This window comes from Staphylococcus kloosii (assembly GCF_003019255.1).
Classification (GTDB): Bacteria; Bacillota; Bacilli; order Staphylococcales; family Staphylococcaceae; genus Staphylococcus; species Staphylococcus kloosii.
In genome coordinates this window covers 922,090-947,939 of the sequence record NZ_CP027846.1, presented here as the reverse complement: position 1 = coordinate 947,939, position 25,850 = coordinate 922,090, and the positions used below count along the sequence as shown (strand labels likewise).

Annotated in this window: 22 protein-coding genes; 6 read left to right on the top strand and 16 right to left on the bottom strand. The window is 33.6% G+C overall.

Annotated features, from left to right (window positions below):
• Nucleotides 1-315: 315 nt before the first annotated feature.
• Nucleotides 316-1,899: an alpha-glucoside-specific PTS transporter subunit IIBC gene (locus tag C7J89_RS04475; RefSeq protein ID WP_061853548.1), complete on the bottom strand. Its 1,584-nt coding sequence runs from the start codon at nt 1,897-1,899 to the stop codon at nt 316-318.
• Between the two features lie 198 nt (nt 1,900-2,097).
• Between C7J89_RS04475 and C7J89_RS04470 the strand changes: the two genes are divergently transcribed.
• Complete coding sequence (locus tag C7J89_RS04470; protein WP_061853549.1) at nt 2,098-2,856, top strand: MurR/RpiR family transcriptional regulator; 759 nt, start codon at nt 2,098-2,100, stop codon at nt 2,854-2,856.
• 61 nt (nt 2,857-2,917) lie between these two features.
• Here C7J89_RS04470 and C7J89_RS04465 read toward each other — a convergent pair whose 3' ends face one another.
• The 8 genes from C7J89_RS04465 to hutU all read right to left on the bottom strand — a co-directional run bounded on the left by C7J89_RS04465 (nt 2,918) and on the right by hutU (nt 12,219).
• A complete protein-coding gene (locus C7J89_RS04465) occupies nt 2,918-3,430 on the bottom strand; it encodes an SRPBCC family protein (RefSeq protein ID WP_061853550.1) in 513 nt (170 codons plus the stop codon).
• A gap of 173 nt (nt 3,431-3,603) precedes the next feature.
• Nucleotides 3,604-4,917 carry a Na+/H+ antiporter NhaC family protein gene (locus C7J89_RS04460; protein WP_103295687.1) on the bottom strand — a complete coding sequence of 438 codons (1,314 nt, stop codon included), beginning with the start codon at nt 4,915-4,917 and terminating at the stop codon, nt 3,604-3,606.
• 233 nt (nt 4,918-5,150) lie between these two features.
• Entirely contained in the window at nt 5,151-5,762 is a 612-nt protein-coding gene (locus tag C7J89_RS04455) for a flavin reductase family protein (protein ID WP_103295686.1), read from the bottom strand.
• A gap of 171 nt (nt 5,763-5,933) precedes the next feature.
• A complete protein-coding gene (locus C7J89_RS04450; RefSeq protein WP_103295685.1) occupies nt 5,934-6,815 on the bottom strand; it encodes an SDR family oxidoreductase in 882 nt (293 codons plus the stop codon).
• Between the two features lie 77 nt (nt 6,816-6,892).
• Nucleotides 6,893-8,017: an amidohydrolase gene (locus C7J89_RS04445; RefSeq protein ID WP_061853554.1), complete on the bottom strand. Its 1,125-nt coding sequence runs from the start codon at nt 8,015-8,017 to the stop codon at nt 6,893-6,895.
• Nucleotides 8,017-9,192: a SulP family inorganic anion transporter gene (locus C7J89_RS04440; protein WP_307725081.1), complete on the bottom strand. Its 1,176-nt coding sequence runs from the start codon at nt 9,190-9,192 to the stop codon at nt 8,017-8,019. Before C7J89_RS04440 ends, C7J89_RS04445 begins: the two co-directional genes overlap by 1 nt.
• Nucleotides 9,193-9,310: 118 nt before the next feature.
• A complete protein-coding gene (gene hutI, locus C7J89_RS04435) occupies nt 9,311-10,558 on the bottom strand; it encodes an imidazolonepropionase (RefSeq protein WP_103295684.1) in 1,248 nt (415 codons plus the stop codon).
• Entirely contained in the window at nt 10,558-12,219 is a 1,662-nt protein-coding gene (gene hutU, locus C7J89_RS04430; RefSeq protein ID WP_103295683.1) for a urocanate hydratase, read from the bottom strand. The genes hutI and hutU overlap by 1 nt, the downstream gene beginning before the upstream one ends.
• 204 nt (nt 12,220-12,423) lie before the next feature.
• On the opposite strand from hutU, the gene C7J89_RS04425 reads away from it, so the two are divergent.
• On the top strand, nt 12,424-13,308 hold the full coding sequence (locus C7J89_RS04425) for a LysR family transcriptional regulator (protein ID WP_103295682.1): 885 nt from the start codon (nt 12,424-12,426) through the stop codon (nt 13,306-13,308).
• Here the strand turns inward: C7J89_RS04425 and hutG are convergent.
• Nucleotides 13,286-14,218: a formimidoylglutamase gene (hutG, locus tag C7J89_RS04420; RefSeq protein WP_061853559.1), complete on the bottom strand. Its 933-nt coding sequence runs from the start codon at nt 14,216-14,218 to the stop codon at nt 13,286-13,288. The genes C7J89_RS04425 and hutG overlap by 23 nt on opposite strands.
• 256 nt (nt 14,219-14,474) lie before the next feature.
• On the opposite strand from hutG, the gene C7J89_RS04415 reads away from it, so the two are divergent.
• Nucleotides 14,475-15,914, top strand: coding sequence for a peptidoglycan release complex CPBP-like subunit SdpC (locus C7J89_RS04415; RefSeq protein WP_103295681.1), 1,440 nt, complete (start codon nt 14,475-14,477; stop codon nt 15,912-15,914).
• Nucleotides 15,915-15,956: 42 nt separating this feature from the next.
• Here C7J89_RS04415 and C7J89_RS04410 read toward each other — a convergent pair whose 3' ends face one another.
• The gene (locus C7J89_RS04410) at nt 15,957-16,649 is read right to left on the bottom strand and encodes a ribose 5-phosphate isomerase A (protein ID WP_061853560.1); all 693 of its coding nucleotides are present in this window, start codon (nt 16,647-16,649) and stop codon (nt 15,957-15,959) included.
• 188 nt (nt 16,650-16,837) lie between these two features.
• Between C7J89_RS04410 and C7J89_RS04405 the strand changes: the two genes are divergently transcribed.
• A complete protein-coding gene (locus C7J89_RS04405) occupies nt 16,838-17,491 on the top strand; it encodes an MOSC domain-containing protein (RefSeq protein WP_061853561.1) in 654 nt (217 codons plus the stop codon).
• A gap of 46 nt (nt 17,492-17,537) precedes the next feature.
• On the opposite strand, the gene C7J89_RS04400 is transcribed toward C7J89_RS04405, so the two are convergent.
• The 3 genes from C7J89_RS04400 to C7J89_RS04390 all read right to left on the bottom strand — a co-directional run bounded on the left by C7J89_RS04400 (nt 17,538) and on the right by C7J89_RS04390 (nt 21,012).
• Nucleotides 17,538-18,554, bottom strand: coding sequence for an aldose epimerase family protein (locus C7J89_RS04400; RefSeq protein ID WP_103295680.1), 1,017 nt, complete (start codon nt 18,552-18,554; stop codon nt 17,538-17,540).
• Between the two features lie 330 nt (nt 18,555-18,884).
• Nucleotides 18,885-20,120, bottom strand: coding sequence for an ABC transporter permease (locus C7J89_RS04395; protein ID WP_061853563.1), 1,236 nt, complete (start codon nt 20,118-20,120; stop codon nt 18,885-18,887).
• Entirely contained in the window at nt 20,113-21,012 is a 900-nt protein-coding gene (locus tag C7J89_RS04390; protein WP_061853564.1) for an ABC transporter ATP-binding protein, read from the bottom strand. The genes C7J89_RS04395 and C7J89_RS04390 overlap by 8 nt, the downstream gene beginning before the upstream one ends.
• A gap of 227 nt (nt 21,013-21,239) precedes the next feature.
• Between C7J89_RS04390 and C7J89_RS04385 the strand changes: the two genes are divergently transcribed.
• Nucleotides 21,240-22,853, top strand: a complete 1,614-nt coding sequence (locus C7J89_RS04385; RefSeq protein WP_103295679.1) for a ribulokinase — start codon at nt 21,240-21,242, stop codon at nt 22,851-22,853.
• Nucleotides 22,854-22,942: 89 nt separating this feature from the next.
• On the opposite strand, the gene C7J89_RS04380 is transcribed toward C7J89_RS04385, so the two are convergent.
• Complete coding sequence (locus tag C7J89_RS04380; protein ID WP_103295678.1) at nt 22,943-23,557, bottom strand: DUF805 domain-containing protein; 615 nt, start codon at nt 23,555-23,557, stop codon at nt 22,943-22,945.
• A 181-nt stretch (nt 23,558-23,738) separates the two neighbouring features.
• Between C7J89_RS04380 and C7J89_RS04375 the strand changes: the two genes are divergently transcribed.
• Nucleotides 23,739-24,347, top strand: a complete 609-nt coding sequence (locus C7J89_RS04375; protein WP_103295677.1) for a DNA-3-methyladenine glycosylase — start codon at nt 23,739-23,741, stop codon at nt 24,345-24,347.
• 55 nt (nt 24,348-24,402) lie between these two features.
• On the opposite strand, the gene C7J89_RS04370 is transcribed toward C7J89_RS04375, so the two are convergent.
• Complete coding sequence (locus C7J89_RS04370) at nt 24,403-25,731, bottom strand: Na+/H+ antiporter NhaC family protein (RefSeq protein WP_103295676.1); 1,329 nt, start codon at nt 25,729-25,731, stop codon at nt 24,403-24,405.
• Nucleotides 25,732-25,850: the final 119 nt, after the last annotated feature.

The following is a 25,850-nucleotide window of genomic DNA, read 5'->3' as shown; positions in this document are numbered from 1 at the left end:
TATACATGAGGCACCTCGTTAATTTGGTTTTTGTCATGATTAATTAAATTATACGAGCGTGCTTTATTTTTTGTATAAAATTTTAACTTTGTAATGATTTTGCATCGTGCTGACGCCTGAGGGAATCATATGAGTGAGAGACTACAGGCTCGAGCCATATTATCCTAAATCAAGGCAAGCATGTACGAACAAAATCGTAGATTATAAAAAAAATAGCACCTCATTTTTACTGAATAAATCAGTAGAATGAGGTGTTATTTAATTTGAGTTAGGAATGATGTCGTAAACTTTTTTAATATTATTCGTTTAATTCAATTATTTATTATTTAAAATTTCCTCAAATGCTTCTCTAACTTGTGGCACTGACATTCCAACGATCACTTGTACATTTTTCCCGCTTTTAACCAAGCCATGAGCTTGTTGATTGTGAATAAAGTAATCGTTACCTTCAACTTTTTCAGGATCATTGACAGTTAAACGTAATCTTGTCGCACAATTTGTCACGTCTTTAATATTGTCAGCTCCACCTAAACCTTCTAAATAGTAGATAGCTTTATCTTCATATTCATTACCTGTAGAAGCTGTAGTAGTCGCTCCGCCTTTACTTTCTTTATAATCATTTTTACTATAAAGTTTCACATTTTCTTCTTCCTTTTTACGTCCCGGTAACGGTATGTCGAATTTCAAAATTAAAAATCTGAATACTACAAAATAAATACCTGTAAAAATTAAGCCGATAATAATTTGGATTAAATATGTCATCCAATGGTTTTGTCCTAGCGGTATCCAGTTAGTAGCAAAGAAGTCGATTAGCCCTCCGCCAAAGTTACCTACTAGCCCAAATCCATACATTATTGTATCCATTGTTGCAGCTAATATTGCATGAATTACAAATAAATATGGTGCAATAAATAAGAACGTAAATTCTAATGGTTCAGTGATACCAACGACTACTGCAGTTAATGTTGCTGGTATTAATAACGCCGCAACTTTTTTCTTATTTTCTTTAGGCGTCGTAGAATACATTGCCAATGCTATACCGATAGCACCAAATACTTTACCATTCCCTTGTAACATAAAGCCATAATGGAATTGGTCTTTTAACGGTTTAGTACTTTTAGCAAAATCATTTACATGTCTGAACCATTCAGCTTTCAAGCCATCATTAACTACGACTGGCCCAACTTCAACTGGTGCGTAAATGAAGTGATGTAAACCTGTAGGTATAAGTACTCTTTCTAAGAAGTGATATAACCAAACGCCTACATAACCAGATCCTATAATGAAACCTTGTAGTGACGAAATCGCATCTTGAACTGTTGGCCATACAATACATGTAATTAGCGCAATAGGTAACATTACAAAGAATGAAATCGTAACAACAAAAGTTAATCCTTGGAAAATACCTAACATCTCAGGCAATTTTTTACTGTAATATCTATTATGTATCCAAGTTACTATACTAGAAATAATGATCGCACCTAAAATATTAGTATCCAATGTATCAATACCGGCAATAGCTTTTAACCCAGTAACATTTTCTACACCTTTATTAAAGTTAGCCCCAAAAGTATGAGGCCATTGCGTTAATATAGCATTAATAAACGTATTAAACATTAAATACCCCATTAATGCTGCTAATGTCGCATGTCCCGATGCTTTTTTAGCTAGAGAAATTGGTAAACCTACCACAAAAACTATTTCCATATGATTGAAAATGGTCCAACCACCAGATTCAATTACTGTCCAAACTTTAGTCCAAGCCGTACCACTATCCGCAATACTTCCCATTATAGACGGGTTTTTAAATAAAGTCGCAAACCCTAAAACTATCCCGAAGAAAGCAAACATAAGTACGGGTACAATCATAGCACTACCAAAACGTTTAATTGCATTCATATAGACACCCCAATACTTTTATAAAAATTGATTGTATAATGCTTTACAGTTAATTTATTTTTCAATTTTTTTACTTAATTATATGTTATAGTAAACGCTTACATTTAAACAACAGTTTGACGTCATTTTGAAATGTTTTGTATAATCAGATTATATTTTCAAAAACCGAAAATATTTTCAAACAAATGAGGTGCTAACTTGTTTTTAGATGAAAGACTAAATAAAAATTTCGATAAGCTTAACGATAATGATTTACATATCGCTCAATTTATTAATACACATATTCAAGCATGTAAATCGATGAAAATACAAGATCTTGCCGCTCAAACGCATGCTTCTAATGCTTCTATACATCGCTTCACTAAAAAATTGGGTTTCGATGGTTATAGCGATTTTAAATCATACCTAAAATTTGAAACTGAACAAGTGAAACAATTACCTTCAGATTCAATTGAAGGATTTCAGCAAGAAATTAAAAATACCTTCGCCTATTTAGAACGCATTGACTATAAGCTCATTACAGACAAATTATTAGAAGCAGAAACAATCTATCTATACGGCACGGGATTAGCACAATTAAATGTCGCTCAAGAAGCACAACGTGTATTATTAACAATACATAAAAATATCATCGTTTTACATGATGTACATGAATTAAAAATGATATTAAACAAGTCGACGCCTCAAGATTTATTCTTCATTATTTCGTTATCTGGAGAATCTTATCAAATACCGGAGATCACAAACGCCTTACAACTTAAACAACAATATTTTATTTCAGTGACGACATTAAAAGACAACAACTTGGCGCAAAAAGCTAATTATAATGTTTATGTTTCCAGTAATACATTTTACCTTCATGATGGCACTGATTATTCAAGCTTCATTAGTTATCATATCTTTTTCGAAACTGTTGTAAGGAAGTTTAATGAGCGTATAGAATTTGGTACACTTTAATTTAAAATAAGTAACTAAAAAAGCTAGGATGAGCATCTACTTCATCCTAGCTTTTAATTATTTAATTAGACCCATTTTCACGTTCATCTGCTATTACTTGTTGTAACTTATCGAACATCATTTCAAATCCGTGTGCAGTAGAATCATGATATTCTTTTTTCTTTTGTTTATATTCTAAATTTGAAAGTCTTCTTTCTTTAGGTACTACCGCATTATAATTAAAAATCATTTGTGTAATACCTGCTTCTCTTTCAAAAATTTCAACAGTAATCTTATCTTCCGCTTCACTAATTTCAGGCATGCCTATCGTCATTGCTATATATTCATTTTCTTCTAATGACTCAAATCGGCCTTGAACTTTGTTCTCTTTGCCTTTACGTATATCTATAATTTTATAAGAACCTTGTTCTTGAGCATCGATTTGAATAAGTTGATTTGTTCTTTCTGAAGTCATAAACCAACGCTTAAGTAATCTTTCGTCCGTCCATGCACGATACAAAAGTTCAGGAGAAGATTTAAATAACCTTTCTAGGTTCACATTAACGTTATCGTTTTCCACATTATATTTGGCCATATTCGTCACCTACTTTCCCTCTTATATTTATATTAACTTATTATTTGAATATCCTAAACAATTATTGCTTTAATTACATAAATAATACCCACTTAACAACTTTACTGGATATTTTTCGCTCACGTCAATATTACGCATCAATAATTATATAAACACAAGCTATTTAGGTATTATTAATATGCTGTCTTTTGTTTTTTCTTGTTATTTAATTTAGGCAGTTTAAAGAATATCGCAATTAAACCACAAATACCTAATAGAATTGGATAAAAACTATAACCCATTAGTTCTACTGGTGATATTTTAGCGACACCAGCAGCTGCTATTAATTGAGGACTGTATGGTACAAATCCTTGGAAACAACTCGCAAATATATCTAATATACTAGCTGATTTTCTTGGATCAACGTCAAACTCGTCTGAAATATCTTTAGCGAGCGTTCCGGCCATAAGAATAGATATTGTATTATTAGCTGTAGAAATGTCTGCAACACTTACCAAGCTCGCAATACCAAATTCAGCGCCTCTTTTAGATTTAACTTTGCTTCTAATAAAATTCAAGAGCCATGCAATACCACCATAATATTCAATCAATGCAACTAGTCCACCAATTAATAAAGCAATCATAGCGATGTCTTCCATACCTATTATACCTTTAGAAATTGATTTCAATAGATGTGTCCAGTTAAATGAGCCGTCAATCAAGCCTATAATTGCTGATAATACAGTACCGCCAATAAGTACAAGTATTACATTGATACCGACAAGGGCTAAAATTAACACTACTAAGTAAGGAATTACCTTAACTATATTAAAATCATAATCTTTCGTGCTATCAATGTGCGTACCATGTGTCATAAACCACAATACAATAATCGTTAAAATTGCACCTGGTAAGACAATTTTAAAATTGACTTTAAACTTATCACTCATCTTAGTCTTTTGCGTACGAACGGCAGCAATCGTTGTATCAGAAATCATTGATAAATTGTCACCAAACATAGCACCACCAACTACAGTGGCCATCGTTAGCGCGGCAGAAACATCTGTTGCTTGACTTAACCCGAATCCAACTGGTGCAATTGCTGCAACTGTACCTACAGAAGTACCCATAGAAATAGAAACGAACATACAAATAATGAACAATCCGACAATCAATAAGTTTTCTGGTATTAACGTCAATCCTAGATTAACTGTTGATTGGACGCCTCCCATATCTTCTGTAGTTTGAGAAAAAGCGCCAGCCAAAATAAAGATAATCATCATTAATACAATATTTGAATGCCCCGCACCTTTTGTAAATACTTCCACTTTTTTTGCAAACGTTTCTTTACGATATAACAATAAACCATATACTGAGGCAATCACGATAGCAACGTTAAGTGGCATTGTAGTAAAATCACCAGTAATTATACCTATACCTAAAAACAGTAAGACAAATAATAACAGTGGCGATAGTGCCCATAAATTACCTTTTTGTTTCTCTTTCATATTCAACCTACTCTCTTAAAAATAAAAAACTCTTTTCTTAATAATGAAGAAAAGAGTGTATAGTTAGTCTTATTTACCTATATAATGCCATTAAAATTCTCAGTAATATTACGAACATTTTCACGTTTTGCATTCATAGATAAATTAAATAAATTCGTATATACGTTACACTATTTACACTTATAAGTCAAATTGACATAAATAATAAATGATGTACATATATAGGTTTACCTTTATTCAGTTGGACGTTCAATCGTAAATTTATCTCCTAGACGCGCATAATCATTCCCAGATAACCTAGCAATGGGTTGTAGAGTTTCTGCGTATATTTTACTATCTTCGAAATAAACTTGATCATCTATGTGGAACATGACGACTTCACCAATTATTAAATCTGAACCTTCAAGTTCATCACCTAATTGAATAAGACGGTCAAGTTTACATTCCATACGTACTTTAGCATTTTTTACGCTTGGAGCATCAACAACTGTAGAGTCTATCAACTCCATTTGAGTGCGCTCAATTTCATTTTCTTCTCGTTCTATTGGTGCAGCTGTAATATTCACGTCTTCAACATTATCACTATCAGTAATATGCACTACAAAGTTTTCTGTTTCTTCGATATTTAGTGAAGTATCTTTGCGTTTCCCATTATTTCTACCCGTTGAAATCATAATCATCGGAGGTGCACTATTAACGACATTAAAAAAACTAAACGGCGCAGCGTTTATATTCCCCGTACTATCTTGCGTCGTTACAAAAGCGATTGGACGTGGAATTACACTGCCACTTAATAATTTATAATTTTGTTGTTTTGATAATTCTTGTGGATTTAACTGTTTCATAATAACACTCCTGCACAAATGACAAGAATTGAAAACACGCAAAATATTAGCGTATTTTCAATTCTATTAGCCACTGCTTATTCTTATTGAGACTATGGCATGCTTTTACTTTATTCAATGCCTCTATTGTATAACAAAAATATTCCTGATTTTCATCGCCAAGTTGTTGCACTAGTCTAATTGCGTACCACCAGTAACACCGTATACTTGGCCAGTTGTATAACTAGACTCCTCAGCCGCTAAATGTACGTAAGTACCTGCAAGTTCTACTGGTTGTCCAGCTCTACCTAATACTTCTTTTTGACCAAAGTGTGGTATTTTTTCTTGAGGCTGACCACCAGAAATTTGCAATGGTGACCAGAAAGGCCCTGGTGCAACACAGTTTACTCTAATACCTTGGCCACCGAGTTCTTCTGACAAGCTTTTAGTTAAAGATATAATTGCTGCTTTAGATGCGGCATAATCGTGTAAAATCGGGCTAGGATTATAACCTTGTACTGATGACGTTGTTGTAATCGTTGCACCTGGTTTTAAATAATCTACCGCTTTTCGCACTAACCAAAATATTGGATATACATTAGTTTCAAACGTTTCGGTAAATGAAGCCGTGTCAAAACCCTTAATATTGTCGCGATATTGTTGGTGACCAGCGACGGTTGTTACGTTATCTAAGCCACCTAATTGCTCTTGTGCTTGTTCAATTAAATCATAATTAAATTGTTCATTTCTTAAATCACCTGGGATCAAGACAGCTTTTCTGCCAGCTTGTTCTATGACTTGTTTAACTTGTTGCGCGTCTTCTTCTTCAGCTGGTAAATAGTTTATAGCTACGTCTGCACCTTCTTTCGCATAAGCGATAGCCGCGGCACGACCAATAGCTGAATCGCCACCAGTTACTAACATTTTGTAATCTAATAATCTATCGTGACCTGTATATGATGTTTCCCCACAATCGGGTTGAGGATTTAATTCGCTCTGTAACCCTGGAATAGGTTGCTCTTGTTTTGGAAAATCTGCATTTGAATATTTACTTCTAGGATCTGTATTTGGCATAATCAAAACTCCTTTAAATCAAGTTATGATAATAAATACCCAAGAAGCACTATCGGTTACACATTATTATTCATAATTTACGACTCATCAAACAATTTATTAACGAAAGTAACAAAATAATCTGGCACTGTTTCTAAAATACGTTCATCTGGATCGAATTTAGGATGATGTAAGTCATAATCACTATTCGAGCCAATAAAAGCAAACACACTAGGATAATGTGTTGAATATCCAGAGAAGTCTTCACCAATTGTTAATGGTTCATCCATGATTGAGACGTCATAACCAACTTCTTTAGCGACTTCAACTGCGTCATTTGTTAGTTTTGTATCGTTACTAACGGCAGCAGTTACACGGTGATAAAGTGTTTCAATTTCTAAATCAAATGCTTGTGCTAAACCATCACCAATCTGTTTCATTCTATCTTCAATTTTTTGACGTACTGTTTGATCAAATGAACGTACTGTCCCTTGCACATAGGCCTCATCGGCGATTACATTCCAAGTATTACCAGAAGAAACTTCACCGATAGTTACAACTGCATTATCAAAGGCCGCTATATTTCGACTAACTATAGACTGTATACTATTAATAAGTTGGCCGAGCACTATGACGGTATCATTACCTTGTTCTGGTTTTGCAGCATGTGCACCTTTTCCTTTAATTTTAAATTCAAAACGGTCAACAGAAGACGTAACCGGTCCAGATTTAACCATAAATTCACCTATATTTAACGTAGGGAAATTATGATATCCTAACACTGCTTTCACACCTTCCAATGCACCAGTATCAACAAGGCTTAAGGCACCAAAACCAACTTCTTCGGCAGGTTGAAATAATAATCTAACTCTACCCTTTAAATCGGCTTCAATTTCTTTAAGTTTAGTCGCTACAGCTAAAATACTTGCCATATGAATATCATGACCACATGCGTGCATTGCACCTTCATTTGTTGATTTAAAAGCATGGTCAACTTGTTCATTGATTGGCAAGGCATCAATGTCAGTTCTTACTGCTACAAAGTCATCACCTTGTCCTACCTCTGCGATTAATCCTGTTTCTAACGGCAGATCAAGCACTTTAATATCATAAGCAGTTAAAATTTCTTTTAGTTTCTTTGTAGTTTCATATTCATTTTTAGACACTTCAGGATATTGATGAAAATGTCTTCTCCATTCTACGTAATCGTCAAAATTAGGCATTACGTATCACTCCTTCTATTTTTTAATATATTATTTATAGTGTAGTAAAATATAGTGCCAAATAAAACACCGTAAGCGAGATTATTGCTTATTAGTATAATCATCATCGTTGTAATAATAACAGTACCATTTTTTAATGGTGCCGCTTGAATATATGATTTTGTCCTTCTGTCAAAAGTAGTTAATGAAATGGTTATAAGTACCGTAGCTAATACTGCCATTGGAATCTTGCCGATAATATTACTAAAGGCAAATAGGCCGACAAATAAAAAAACACCTGTCACAAATGTTGTAATTCTTGAAGTTACACCCATAGAGACGATAAAACGAGACTGCCCTACTAAAGCACTACCTCCAATACCGCTTAGGGAACTGGTAATTATTGTTGCGATACCTTGACCAATGGATTCTTTATTTTTATTACTAGTAGAATGTGTGAGCTCATCAATTAAACGTGCAGTAAGTGTAGTTTGAACTGTGGCTACTATTGCCATCATTAACCCGTAAAAAAGAATTACACCTATGCTATGTAAAGTTAAAATATCCAATGGCAAATAGAGTTTAGGTAACATGATATGTATGGTTGATAAATCTGCTACGTATTTAATATTCGGCTTAAAATACCAGGCACATATAGTTAAGACGATGATTGCCACTAATGGTGATGGTATTATTCTAGTAAATTTAGGTACGAGCCAAATAATGATAAATGAAATGATAACAAACACATAAGTCATGCTTGAAATATGGAAAACATTAGATAATTGAGAAGTAAATAGTAATATACCTAAGGCGTTCATAAATCCAATAACGACTGTGTTAGGAATTAAATCTAGTACTTTATTTATATGGCATAGACCAAAAATAATTTGAATAATCCCCATTGCAAGTGTGGCTAATATTAAATATTTCAAACCATGATGAGCTACTATCGGTGCTGCAACCAATGACACACCACTACTAGGTGCAGTTACCATTATTGTTCGACTACCAGTAATACTAATGACAAGCATAATAACACTGGTACTTAATAAACCCATCGCCGGACTAACTCCAGCAATAAAAGAAAATGCAATAGCCCCAGGTAGAAGTGCTAATGCTAAAAGGATACCTATGATAATGTCATTACTATAATTTTTTGCTTGCCACTGCCTTAAATAATCAAGACTAATCACAAGTATTCCCCCTTATATAACCCCAATAACTCTATCGTATCACAATTTTCTGAATTTTTAAGGGAACTAAAATCTAATAATAAAAATAGGCCTTAAACAAGGCCTATTGTTGATAATGTTATACATTAATTGTGGAATCTGATATTGCATTATCAAAAATAATTCGTCCATCTTTGATTACTTTATCTGCATGGTTAATACCAAAATGATATAAAATATATTCATAATTTGGTGCATCCCATAAGACAATATTAGCTCTATCACCTTTATTGATTGTACCTGCTTCACTGTCTATAGCTTTGGCTGCATTGACAGTTACAGCATTCCATATTTCATTTGATGTTAACTTCAATTTAAGTGATGCAATAGACATTACGAGTTGTAAATTATTTGTGACACAACTACCTGGGTTAAAGTCTGTGGCAATCGCGATCGCGCCATTATTGTCTATCATGCCTCTTGCATCTGCATATTGCTCTTTACCTAAATAGAAAGTCGTTCCTGGTAAAATAACTGCAACAGTGTCACTATTGTTTAATTTTTGTTTGCCTTCCTCACTTGAAGCAACCAAGTGATCAGCACTAATTGCATCTTCATCTATCGCTAATTCTAATCCTCCAAGCGGATCAATTTCATCGGCATGTATTTTCACTCTAAAGCCGGCTTCTTTGGCAGCTTCCATATACTTTTTAGATTCTTCTATCGTAAAGACCCCTGTTTCACAAAAAATATCTGCAAAGTCGGCATATTGTTTTGCTTCAGGTAACATATCAATCATTTCATCTAAAAATGCTTGATTAGATGTAGCACCTTTAGGAATAGCATGTGGTCCTAAAAAAGTATGTTTCATTTCTAAGTTAAATTTGTCGGCTAATTGATTAGAAACACGTAATTGTTTTAATTCAGTTTCTTTATCTAAGCCATATCCACTTTTAGCTTCAACCGTTAACACACCATGTTGCATCATAGTTAATACTTGCTTTTCTGCTTTTTTCAGTAAGTCTTCTTCCGAAGTATTACGTGTAGCCTCAACTGTTGAAAGTATGCCGCCACCTTGTTCTAATATTTCAAGGTATGACACGCCTTGTCTCTTCAGCGCCATTTCATGTTCTCTTGAACCACCATGCACTAAATGAGTGTGGGCTTCAACTAAGGACGGTGACACAACTTTATCGCTTGCATCAATCGTTTCTTTAGCTTCATATTCATCAGTGTACTTTCCAGAATAGACAATTGTTCCATCTTTAACTACAACAGTACCATTGTCAATTGTTGTCAATTCATCTAATTCTTTACCTTTTAATGGTCGATTGGTAGATTTTGGTAAAATTAACTGTTTAATATTTTGTATAATTAAATCATTCATTATTGATCACCTTTTCTATCTATCATTGGAATTTTGACGCCTTGTTCTTTGGCAACTTTTACTGCTGAGTCATAGCCAGCATCAACGTGTCGTGCTACACCCATGCCTGGGTCTGTAGTTAACACTCTACCTAAACGTCTATCTGCACGTTCTGAGCCATCAGCAACTACTACCATACCCGCATGGAGCGAATAACCCATACCTACGCCACCGCCATGGTGGAATGAAATCCATGAGCCACCTGCTGCTGTATTAATCAATGCATTTAGTACAGCCCAGTCACCTATTGCATCAGAACCATCTTTCATACCTTCAGTTTCTCTGTTAGGACTTGCTACTGAACCTGAATCTAAATGGTCACGACCAATAACGATAGGTGCAGAAATTTCTCCATCTCTAACTAATTTATTTAACGCTAAGCCCATCTTAGCTCTTTCACCATAACCTAACCAAGCGATACGTGATGGTAAGCCTTGATATGCAATTTTTTCAGAAGCTAAATCTAACCAACGATTTAGTTTTTCATTTTCTGGGAATAATTTTCTCATTTCTTCATCCGCACGTTCGATATCTTTAGGATCACCACTTAATGCTGCAAATCTAAATGGTCCTTTACCTTCACAAAATAGTGGTCTAATATAAGCTGGTACAAATCCTGGGAAATCAAACGCATTTGTAACACCATTATTATAAGCAACTTGACGAATATTATTACCATAGTCAAACGCAATAGCACCTTGTTTTTGGAACTCTAACATTAATGAAACGTGTTTAGCCATAGATGCTTCAGATTCTTTAACGTATGCTTTAGGGTTGTTCTCGCGATATGTTTTCGCTTCTTCAACTGAATAACCTTGAGGTACATAGCCATTTAACGGATCATGTGCACTTGTTTGGTCTGTAATAATATCAATTTTAAAACCTTTATCTAATATTTCTTTGTGTATGTCTACAGCATTACCTAAAAGACCGATTGATAAAGGACGCTTTTCTTTTCTCGCTTCATCCGCTAATTTTAATGCTTCATCCAAATTATCTGTTTTAACATCGCAATATTTAGTAGCAATACGTTTATCAATTCTTGATTCATCAACTTCTACTGCAATTACGACACCTTCATTCATCGTAACAGCAAGTGGTTGCGCACCACCCATTCCACCTAAACCAGCAGTTAACGTCACAGTGCCCGCAAGGCTTCCATCATAATGTTGATTTGCTAGCTCACCGAAAGTTTCATAAGTCCCCTGAACGATACCTTGTGAACCAATATAAATCCAACTACCTGCAGTCATTTGTCCATACATCATAAGACCTTCTTTGTCTAATTCATGAAAATGATCCCAGTTTGCCCATTCAGGCACTAATACTGAATTTGATATTAATACACGAGGTGCTTCTTCGTGCGTTTTAAATACTGCAACTGGTTTACCAGATTGGACTAACATCGTTTCATCCGCTTCTAAATCTCGTAATGTATTTTCAATTGCCTCGAAAGCCTCCCAGTTTCTAGCCGCTTTACCAATGCCCCCGTATACGACTAAATCTTCTGGTCTTTCTGCTACTTCCGGATCTAAGTTATTATAAAGCATTCTTAAAACTGCTTCTTGTTCCCATCCTTTACATTCGATATCTAATCCTTTTTTGGCTTGTATTTGTCTCATTAACAATCACTCCATCCCTTTGTTTAATTGCTATATTTTATATAAATCTCAAGCTAACTACACTTTTTATTGTGCTTTAAAGAAAATTAACCACTTATTTATTTACGCTGTAGTGTAATTATATTATGCTTAGTTATAACTTACCAATATAAATAAACTAATCATTGATAGGATAAAACTATAAATAACAGAGGTGGCGTTTTTATGAAAATTATTCAGTTAGAATACTTTATTGCAGTCGTTAAATATAACAACTTTACACAAGCTGCTAAATTTTTACATATTAGCCAACCTTCTCTAACGGCAACAATTAAAAAAATTGAAAGTAATTTAGGCTATGATTTATTTACACGCACAACAAAAGATATCAAGATAACAGAAAAAGGCATTCAATTTTACAATTATGCAGTGCAGTTAGTGCAGGAATACCATCAAACTATGGAAAAAATGCATGACTTAAAAATGAGCGAATCTCCTAAAATTAAAATCTCTATATTAGAATCAACGAATCAATGGGTGTCGCAAATTATAGCCATGCACCGTAAAACATACGACGATCAAACTTATTTAATTTCAGAAATACATAATCAAAACGATATCCTAGAACACTTATTAAATTTCGAAGAGCATATCGCTTTATCAAATGAAAAAATTACACACGAAGCGATTCAATCCACACCCTTATATGATGAATCTTACGTTTTGTTAGCGCCACATAATACCTTCAAACAACAACATATAACAATAGATGATTTACCTTTAATATTACCGAAAAAAGGTTCACAGGTTAGACAACACTTAGATGATTACTTTAAGCGAGTAAATCTCCATCCCAATATCATATTGGAAGTTGATCGATTTGAAGCGGCAACGAATTTTGTACATAAAGGTTTAGGCTATGCTATTATACCGAGATTTTATTATCAATCATTTAACACAAATCAATTAGATGCCGTTAAATTCAAACCGAATTTAGGTCGTACGATTTACCTCAACTACTTAAAAAAAAGAAAGCACTCGGCTAGAGTACTTTCCTTAATCTCTGTATTTTTAAATTATTGGGATATTAGCGTAAAAAATGATGAATAAAGTTGGCTGTCAATTTTGCAGTTCTATTATCAATATCATATGTTGGATTCGTTTCGGCAATACTTATTGTCGAAACTTTATCGTTTGGTATTATACGTTTCGCCAATTCCAACACAATATTTGGATATAAACCTAACACTGCCGGAGCACTTACGCCTGGTGCATAAGCACTATCGATTACATCCATACACACTGTAAACATAATGACATCATGGTCATGTACAAATCGATCTACTAAATCTTTAATTGGTGGAGAGACTTGATGCAATAACTCATCTGAAAAGACATAGTCTATGTTTCGTGCTTCTGCATAATCAAATAAAGCCTGTGTATTGCCACCTTGTTGAATACCTAATACTAAATATGAAGCGTTGTCATCTTCTTCTAAAATTTGTCGAAAGCTTGTACCTGACGTAGAGCCTTCAGCAATTCGAGTATCGAAATGTGCATCAATATTAATGACACCTATAGACGACTCGGGGTTTGCCGCTCTAACGCCTAAGTATTGTGCGTAGGCAATATCATGCCCGCCACCTAATAAAAATGTTTGCTTATGTTTTTTAACGGATTGCGTTACATATTGTGCGAATTCTTGTTGCGTTTCTTCTAATGTTGCATGATCATGGGCTATATTACCATAGTCATAAATTGGGCTAGAACGTAGTACTGGTAAATTAGCAAATGCACTTTTAATAGCATTGGGACCATCTTTAGCGCCTAGTCGACCATTATTTAATTCGACCCCTTTATCTACTTCATAACCGAGTATACCTACACCTTCACGTTGTGACTTTGTTGTCTTTTCATTTAAATTACCGAATTGAATTGTTTGAAAATGACGAAACTGAGTACTATCCGTTTCGCTATCAATTCTACCTGTCCAAAGTTCAGCATTTGGTAAATTATGCATACTCTTCCCCCTTTAAACCTAATTGAACACTTAAAGTATACGCTTACATTTTTTTGAATTCAATTCATACTCCTTTATTACCCTTATTTTGATTAAATAATTAGTTTACAACAATTTAATACCTCAATTTTAGTGAAATTTAACACTATACTATTACAATTCAATGATATTTACTGTATTTAATTTATTTCTACATATGTAAAATGTATAATTAGGTGCGAATGAAATATTTAAAACCTAAATGGAGGTTACGTAAATGGATAAGCAACGTATTCCTGGTTTTAGATGGGCAATGATGATTTTTATCTTTTATATCATTTCCTATGCATTACCTACGATACTTAAAGATTTTCAAGGCAGTGTGCCGTATAAATCTTTCGTTTTTGACTTAAGTTTTATTGCACCTTTTGTGGCAGTATTTATATGTTTAATTATATTTGGAAGCAGAAGACTTCAATTAAGTGGTTTAAAATTCACATTTGGGCTAGATACAATTGTTAGATTTTTATTAGCATTAATTATTCCATTAGTGATTTTTATTGTAGCAATGACTAGCTTTAATGTTTTTGCAAATAGTTTCATCTTACTACAAGCTGAAGATTTATCAGTATCAATAACTACAGTAATTATTGGTCAGTTAATTATGGCATTTTTAGTAGAATTTGCATTCCGTTCATACTTACAAAATATAGTGGAAAATCGCGTATATAATTTATTCGCATCTATTATAGTTGGTTTTTTATACGCACTATGGAATGTGAATCTTAGTTTTGGTTTAACTTTTGCTATGTACAGCTTCTTATATGGCTTTGCATTTTCAATAATTGTTGGCGAACTTATTCGTGGTATGAGAGGACGTACAATTTATATCGCAACAGCCTTTCACTTTATGATGTCATTTGGCCTTGTCTTCTTATTTAATGAAGAATTAGGCAATATCTTTGCCATGAAGATCATAGCATACTCAACAGTTGCAGTTGGACTTGTTTATTTAATATTAAGTATGATTATTAGAGCAATTCTTTACTTCTTTACAAGACGTAACTTTGAAGAAATTGAAGACAATAACTACATGGATCACCTTAATGATGAAGATGAGATAGCTGCGTCTAATAAACATAATGAGTCATCTAACGCACTACACAACGAAGAAACTGCTGCGACTGCTACGACAGCCGTTGATGAACAAGCGGTTACTGAAGATACTCCAATAACTGAATCAAATGATAATGAAACTCATCAAATGAGTGATAACGATGACGAACCAATCACAGAAAATACTGTACATCATGACGATACACCTATTACTGAAGACAGTGCGCGCAATGACGAAATACCGGTTACTGAAGACGCACCTACTACTCAAAATGATGATTTAGAACATCACCAAGTAGAGCCAGAAGATAGCGATGCTTTTGAATCAACACATGAAACACAAACGCATTCAAACACTGATAATGCGCATCACGAATCTAAGTACGATAGACATTCAAATTTAACGCACAATGTGGCTAATGATACTGAAACGACAACTTCTTCTAAGCATGTCACTAATGAAGAACAAGCTTCTCAAGACAATGTTGAGACAGATGAAACGCACAACAGTAATCAAAGCGATGAGCGTGATAATAATGCTACAAGTGACTATCACCGTACATCGTTCCTTACAAAACTCAAAAAACGTAACAGAAGATAGTATAAAAAGAACGTTAACACCTATTAGTGTTAACGTTCTTTTTTAATTTGCTTTATTAAAAATTTGCACACCATCTTGCGTACCAACAATTGCTTGGTCTGCTATATCGATAAAGTACCCAGTTTCTAATACACCTATTAAATGAATTAAATATTCATGAAATTCAGCTGGTTTAATGTCACTATGTAATACAACATCCAATATATAATTACCGTTATCTGTAATAAAGGGCACATCATCTGCCATGCGACGTATTACTTCAAGATTATCGTATGCTTCAATTTTTCTTGCTACAAGTAACCAATTGAATTTATCTACCTCAACAGGTAATTTAAAGGTTTCACCTAAATAACTCACCATTTTAGATTCATCCGCTAGTACAACAAATTTATTTGCCATGGCATCAATAACTTTTTCTCTAAATAATGCGCCACCGCCACCCTTAATAAGGTTTAAATCTGTATCAACTTCATCTGCGCCGTCAATTGCTAAATCAATATTCGTAACATCGTTAATTTCTATTACTTTAATGCCATGCTTTTTGGCTATATAAGCTGTTTTATTTGAAGTACATACACCTGTTATATCAAGTTGTTCAGTTGAAACTTTTTCTGCTAATTGTGGGATTAGTAATTCAATTGTGGAACCTGACCCAATTCCAATAACCATACCGTCTTTTACTTGTTGCAATGCATCGTCAAATGTACTTATTTTTAACTGTTTCTTATCCATAATGCTGCCCCTTTATGACTATAGTTGTAATATCTTTATTGTACATTAGAATGTTAAAAATATATAGCTAAAGTCCTTGTTTATCATCATAATAATAAAGTAATATTCACCAATAATTACTATCATCTACGCTTCAATAATCATTATATTTCATATATAATAAGCATAAACTTGGGAATGGGGGTCAAATAATGATTTACGAAGTCGAAGCAATATCTACAGGCAAAATTGAAGATTTAAATTACAGCAGTAAAAGACCGATGCGTTCTGCGCTTAACAAAACGCCTTTTAGTGGATCGATGTGGCTATCGCTAACTGGCTTTACTCAAGATGAACAAGAATATAAAGATCACGGGGGTCCCGATAAGGCAGTCTGTTTATTTAGCAAATCAAACTATCAAATGTGGCAAGATGATGTAGTTGAGCTCCCCACTTATGCTATGTTTGGCGAAAATCTTACGGTTGCGAATTTAGATGAACGCGAAGCTTATTTTGGCAATCAATATCAATTAGGTGATGCAATTATCGAAATATCCGAAATAAGAGAGCCTTGTTGGAAAATACAAGCAAAATATCAAATTCCTGACTTAGTTAAAAGAATGTCTACTTCGGGCAAAACAGGCTTTTATTTCCGAGTTATACAAGAGGGATATGTATCATGCGATGACCATCTTAAATTAATAAAAACAGCAGACAAAGATACACAACTATCAGTTTATGAACTTAATGATGTTTATTACAATGACCGTAAAAACGCTTCGCGATTAAGTTATGCACTCCAAAACCCTTATCTTACAAGTAAAAGAAAAGAGAAGCTACAGCGTTTATTAACTCGTGCACAATAATAATAAAAAGTATGGGATTAGTGTTTAGCACTAACCCCATACTTTTTTATATTTCTTTTTCAAAAATTTTATAAGATGTTTTAGAGTAGAAAGGTTTGTTTGCTTCTATGATAGACTGGGCATTTTCACCTTCCAAGTTGATATCATTAGGAATACATTGTGTTTCTAAAGTAAATCCTGAATGTGGCTTATAAATATTAAAATTACTTTGCCAACTTGAAGTGTCATTAAATGTAAAAATAACAACATTCGGCATATCTGTTTCTACCTTTAATAAAAAATGTTTATTTTCAATCGTCATTTGGCCATCATTAATGTCAAAAGGATGATCTAAACCATTATAACGCGTCATTTGTTGCTGCAACTGAGGATGCGTTGTTTCAAATATATCTTTAAATTTAATCTTGTCAGTGTCAAAACATGCTTTTAAATCGATGGGGTCTAAACTACTTACTAAGTTATTATCGCCCAAAGGATACAATGCTAATTTTTCACTACTAATATAATGGTTATCAATAATATTGTTGTCTCTATTTAAATTAAAGTAAACATGATTCATTGGATTAAATAATGTTTTCTCAGTAGCAATAGCTTCATATTCAACAGTCCACTTATGCTCAACATTATATGTATGCGTCACTTTTAACTCAATATTACCCGGGAAATGATCATCTTCACTTTTTATTATCGTCGTAAAAATGATTTTGACTTGACCCACTTGTTCATAAATTTCATAGTCAAAAAATTTAGTATCTAGACCATGTGGTCCGCCATGAATATTATTTTCCCCATCATTCTGATCTAAAGTATAAGTTTTACCATCTAACTCAAAAGTAGCATCTGCAATTCTGCCACTGTAGCGTCCTATCGTTGCACCAAATTTAAATGGGTTCGCTTGATAAAATTCATCCGCTTCAACAATATTACCTAACACAATACTATTATCATCATATTTCCATGAAATAATACGCGCACCAAAATTTGAAAATACGATTGTCGTTTCTTGGTTGTCGATTTTTATTAATTCAATACCGTTACGCTGTTTTTCTACTTTTGCAAACATGTTAAATACTCCCTTTCCCACTAAACATCTTCATCAACATAAAATTTGAGAGTAATTCAATAATGCCGATGAAATGCTAATTGATATGCCTCAAAATACTAAGATGATTTACTATATCAATACTGCGTAAGTCAACTATTTAATTGTCGATACTGCTAATTACTGTTCCCTTGTTCAAACATCAATCAAATAAAAACATACAAGCAATAATAAACTTGTTGGGGTATGCCTGCATGTTTTCATTTTATTTACAACTCTAATATTTATAAGTTACATTGTAACAATTTTACTAAATGTAAATCTATATATTTTGTAAATTTACACAAAGAATTAACTACGTTTTAATAGACGTTTCATTGAAGCTTTTACGCTTCTATCAAAACTTAAAATACTGTCTTTATAACTTCTTATTGCCACCCATAATAAAATAACTGCAGTAATCAGCGAAATAATGACACTGACAACAATTTCCCATATCTCGACATTCGGAGAAGATGAACGCACAAACATAATAAATGGCGATAACATTGGAATAAAGCTCGTAATTTTAGTGATTAACGCATCCGGATTCCAAACGCTATATAACGATACATATAATCCAATCATACCTAATAATGACATTGGCATAATAGACTGATTAATGTCTTCGATTCGAGCAGTAATTGCACCTAATATTGCTGCTAAGAAAACGTAAGATAATACACCCACGATTAAATTAATCATACCTACGATAATAATTTGTGTAGTTAATGAGCCGGGATGTACATCAAAACCTTTGAACATTTCTTTAACGTCAAATGCAAAATACGAAATAATGGCAACAATCACGAAAATCACTATTTGTGTTAATGCTACTGCTATAATCCCTGCTATTTTAGCAAGAATATGCATCATTGGTGATACACTCGTTATAATCATTTCGATAACACGCGACGTCTTCTCTGTAGCAATTTCCATAGCTATTTGATTTGCATAATTGATAATAATAAAGAATAGCAACATAATTCCGGCATACACAACGATGATATTAAACATTTTTTGTGCTTCAGATAAATTATTATTGTGTTGATTATCGGATATCATTTCTGTCGATACTTTACTTTGGGCTTGCAATGACTTTAATTCTGATGGTGTTAATTTCAAATTAGATGCCGTAATCTGTGTTTGTATCGTCGTTAACATAGCTTGAAACTTTTGTTGCTTTTGTGCAGATACTGTGTCATGACTTAAAATTTTACCGTTTAATTTGTTATCAGCTAAACTAACAATATAAGCTTCATCTAGCTTTTTATCTTTTATCTCTTTCTTGGCTTTACTTTCTGACATTCTTTGATACGTGGCATCATCATTCAGTTGTTTTTCTTGAGAGTTTATTGCTTTATATAACTTATCATTATTCGCAACTATACCTATTTTATCTCCGCCATTATCGAATAAATCAATGATTTTATTAATGTTGCCCGCTGCTAAGATTAAAATAACAACAATGCCTGTGAAAATTAGAAATGATTTTGCTTTTACCTTATTACGATAAGTAAGTGCGAAAGTAGCTAAAAATCTATCCATTATAATCACCTACTTTATCTATGAAAATTTCATTTAAAGAAGGTTCAACGACTTGAAATCTCTTAACAAAGCCATAATTTACGACTACTTCATAAACCTTTTCGGCTATTGCTTCATTCTCGATCGTCACCTTAATTTCGCGTTTGTTGCGTTCCACATTTAATACGCCGTCAATCGATTCTAACTCCGGCATTTCATGCGCAGTTTCTATCATTACACTCTTATTACCATGATTCGCTTTGACTTCATCAATTTGACCGGCCACGACTAACTTACCATTATTTAAAATACACACATCGTCACATAGTTCTTCTACGTGCTCCATTCTATGTGAACTATAAATAATCGTCGTACCTTGATCGTTTAATTCTTTTACTGCAGACTTTAATAATTCTACATTGACTGGATCCAAACCACTAAAAGGTTCATCTAAAATTAATAATTGTGGTTGATGTATCATACTTGCTAACAATTGAATCTTTTGTTGATTCCCTTTTGATAATGCTTCGATTTTTTTGTCTCTATTTTGCACAATATCGAATCTATTAAGCCAATAATCAATGGCTTTTTTTATATCTTTTGACTTCATCCCTTTTAATGTAGCCAAGTAAAACAACTCATCATACACTTTCATCTTAGGGTGTAAACCACGTTCTTCAGGTAAATAGCCTACATAATCATATTGCTTTTTATCAATTTTTTTCCCTTTATAAGTAATTTGTCCTTCAGTGATAGGCGTTAAGCCTAAAATCATTCTAAATGTCGTTGTTTTGCCTGCTCCGTTACGTCCAAGAAAGCCTAACATGTTACCTTCTTCGAGTGTAAGGGAAACATCATCTACAGCTTTAAACTCTTTATATTTCTTGGTCACGTTTTCTATACGCAGAGTCATTACACATCTTCTCCTTATATATCTTTTTATGTTTTTTGTGTCGATAATTATGTATTTCTTCTGCTTAAACTAATTACATCATAGCACTTTCAAGTAAACAAAAGAATAGTTTACTGTAAGTTTACGAGTTGTACAACTTTACAGCATGAAATGTAAGCACTATCATTAGTTTACAATCTTTAATTAAAATATAAATAATTACCTATTATAAGGAGGATTTACCCGATATGAGTTACAGTATTGGCATAGATTATGGCACAGCCTCTGGAAGAGTATTTTTAGTAGATACATCAAACGGAGCTATAATATCAAGTTATATTAAAGAATACCCACATGGCACAATTTCTGGTTCCTTAAACGGCCAAAAATTACCGCAAAATTATTTTTTACAACATGCCGAGGATTATACGCAGATCCTTGAACAAGGTGTAACTCATGTATTAAATGACAGTCAAGTTGATCCTAATGAAGTAATTGGCATTGGCATTGATTTTACAAGTTGTACCATCGTATTTTTAGATGATAATTTCGAACCATTACATACTAAATCTGAATACGAAAATAATCCACATTCCTATGTAAAACTATGGAAACACCACGGTGCTCAAGAACAAGCTGATTTAATGAATGAAATTAGCGCACAATATAATAAGCACTGGTTAGATAATTATGGTCATAGTGTTAATTGTGAATGGATGATTCCTAAAATATTAGAAGTGAAACAGCAAGCGCCTGAAATTTTAGAAGCTACCTCATATATTATGGAGGCTGGTGACTATCTCGTTAGCTTACTAACAAACAAAAATTTACGTTCTAATTGTGGTATTGGTTTTAAAGGCTTTTATAATGAAGAAGAAGGATTCAATTATGAGTTTTTCGCTGCAGTAGATAGTGAATTGCCAGACATCGTTAAAGAAAAATGTGAAGCACCAGTAGTCAAAATTGGAGAAAGTGCGGGATCTCTTAGTACACACTATCAACAATTATGGGGATTAAATGCTAATGTTCAAATTTCTCCTTATATTATTGATGCACATTCAGGCGTTTTAGGTGTAGGTGCGATTCAACAAGGTGAATTCACACCAGTTATCGGTACTAGCACATGTCACCTAATGTTAGATGCTAAACAAGCACCAATACCAGCTATTACTGGTTCTGTAAAAGATGCTATCATACCGGGACTGTATGCTTATGAAGCTGGTCAAGCAGCTGTAGGTGACTTGTTTAATTATTCTGCCCAACAAGCGCCTAAAGCGATTGTGGATGAAGCAAAAAGACAAAACATATCAGTATTAGAACATCTTGAAAACTTAGCTAAAGAAATTGCCATCGAAGATCAACACGTAACGGTGTTAGATTGGCACAATGGTAATCGCAGTATTTTAAGCGATAGTCAACTTACGGGTAGTATTTTCGGTTTAACGTTACAAACACCTTTCGCAATGGTCCATCGTGCGCATATTGAAGCAACTGCATTTGGTACAAAACTAATCATGCAACAATTTGAAAATAACAATATTCCAGTACACACTGTATTTGCTTCAGGAGGCATTCCTAAGAAAAGTGATCTACTTGTAGATATATATGCCAATGTATTAAACAAGGAAGTAGTAGTATTGGATTCAAGTAATGCAACCGCATTAGGTGCTGCAATGCTTGGCGCTAATGTTGGTGGTGCTTATACAGATTTAGAAACTACAGTAGAAAATATGAAACAAGCTGTTTTATATCGCAAGCAGCCTGAAGCTGAAAAAGTTAAAGCTTATGAACATTTATTTAATAAATACAAAGCGCTACATGATTTACTTGGTAGAGAAAACCCAACATTATCTTACATTTAAAATAAAATTTAACTGTCTGATTTAATCATTAAATAATAATAAATAAAGCCAATCCTCTTATTAAAAAAGGATTGGCTTTTCATATTGACCTATTGAGTTAAATTATTATGTTGGTTATTGATATCATTCTCATGTGATATCCCAGCAGATGAATTAGCTTTTGTATCTTGATATTTTGGGCTTAATCCATATTTATTACTATTACGTTGACTATCAAGACAAGTAATGACAATTTGGTATACCGTTAATACTAAGTACGCCAAATAAAAAATTAAGACAACTATTGAACCAGTTAAACTATTGTTATCCGATAATTGTGCAGAAATAATTGAAGGTACAACGTTTATCACAATTGAAAAACTAAATAAGATAATTGGCACGACCATAGTGCGACCAGTGTCATGAAATCTTCTTATCAACAATGCATAATTAGGTATAATTGTTGCTAAACCATATAACGCTAAATAAATCCAACCTACTATAAGACAAAAAATACTTACACCTGATGTACTCGCATTATTATCAATTAAACCCATAATTGTGCCTATAATGCCACCAACGAGTAATAAAATACCTGGAATACAAACAATAATGTGCCATAATACCGTATACCAGTACTCGCTTCTTCTCGAGCGCCCAGTGAAATTAACGTAGTTTTTCCAAAACAGCTTGTATGCTGTACCAAACCCTACTTTTGATGTCATTTTAATGCAACTCCTTTATTATGTAGTATTTTAAATGTAAACTATATGTGTGAATGAAATATTTTACAACTTATGTATTATGTAGTTTAACAAACTATTACAAAAATATATATACAATTTTAAAAATAACTAAATTTTATAATTACTATATTTTGCATTTATTTTTAGGAGGCATTTAAAAGTGGATTTTTTACAACGTGATACCACAACGATTGCTAAAGATTTATTAGGTGTTAAAGTGATTTATCATGATGAACAACAAACATTTACAGGTTATATCGTCGAAACGGAAGCGTATTTAGGCTTTGATGATAAAGCTGCGCATGGTTTTAATGGTAAGCGCACACCCAAAGTAGCTTCTTTATATAAACAAGGTGGTACAATTTATGCACACGTGATGCATACCCATTTACTAATTAACTTCGTCACCCAACAAGCCGACATACCTGAAGGTGTCCTTATTCGAGCAGTAGAACCTGAAGAAGGTATAGAGACAATGGCTTACCACCGTGGTAAAACCGGTTATGACATTACTAATGGGCCTGGTAAATGGACTAAGGCGTTCAATATTCCAAGACATATAGACGGCTCTAGACTTAACGAAGGCAATTTAATAATAGATACAAAAAACAGAAAATATCCGAGAGCTATTGTTGAGGACGGACGCATTGGTATTCCTAACAAAGGTGAATGGACACATAAACCTCTACGCTATACCGTTAAAGGAAATCCTTATGTTTCGCGATTAAAAAAGTCTGCTATGCTCCCACCAGATGAAACTTGGAAATAATAATAGCAATGATAAAAAAGCTACGATAACAGCATTAGTTATCGTAGCTTTTAATTTATTTGTTCTTTACTTTCTTCTTATCTAATAATCCAAATTGTATGGTAATTATTGTACATATAATAAAGATAACGGGGTAATATGAATATTTTAAAACATCGAGGTACGATACATGTCCATACTGTTCAACCATTAACATCCCACTATCATGTGGTAAAACCATTAATGCACTACAAGCAAAAATATCAAGCAAGCTTGCCATTCTTTTTGGTGGTACTTTATACTCATCACCGATTTCTTTGGCTATAGGTGCTGAAATTATAATAGCTAATGTATTATGTGACAACGCTGCCGATAAAATGCCCGACATAAAGCCTATTACATATTCTGCACTTTTGCGCCCTTTTGCTTTAGCTTTCATTGCTTGAATAATCCAATCGATACCACCGTAGTAACGGATTAAAGCAACTAAACCTGAAACTAAAAAGGCAACTAAGAAAATTAAAAACATGCTTTGCATGCCATCGCCAATCGCTTTTGTAAATTGGAAAATGCCCATATTTCCTTGCACGATGCCTAATAAACCAGCCATTAAAATACCTATAATAAGGACTAAAATAACGTCTAATCCGGCAATCGCGGCAATTAACACAAATAAATAAGGTAATATATTAATAAAATTAAAGCTTAAATCACCTTTTACCGTACCTGTACCACCAACAATACCATAACAGACTGCCGTTAAAATAGCGGCCGGTAAGGCAATCAGAACATTCATTTTAAATTTATCGCGCATTTTAGCGCCTACGCCATTTGTCGCAGCTATCGTCGTATCAGAAATAATGGATAAGTTATCACCAAAATATGCACCTGCAATAACTGCTGCACCTGCTGCAGCTATACTTAAATCTGCCGCTTGTGCTACCGCAACACCCACAGGAATGAAGGCCGCCTGAGCCCCTGTTGACGTTCCCAAAGTCAGTGCCGCAAAACCACTCATTATAAAAATGCCGGGAATTAATAAGCTCGGTGGTATAACAGATAGACCCATATTAACCATAGCATCTTTACCACCCATGTCGGATGTAACTGTAGAAAAGGCACCTGCTAATAGTAAAATAAGTCCTAAATTAACGATGCCAGAGTTACCAGCATTTTCAGTGAAAATTTGTACTTTTTTCGCAAATTTTGTTTTGCGATCATAACAAGTCCACGCAATCACTATACCGATAAACACTGCAACATGACGTGGTAATTGGTCAAAGGCATCTTTTTTACCCATTATTGTAAATGTAATACCTACGCCGATATATAACACTAAAAATATTACTAGCGGTAATAAAGCCAATGCACCATATTGCTTTTGGCTGCGTAGTGAATTTTCCATGACATAACCCCTTATCTCTATCTATTTACTCGTGATTACATGGTAACTAAAAATAAATATAAAGTCATCAATTCGAACTTATTCAATTAAACTGTAAAAAAATTAAATATTATCTTCTT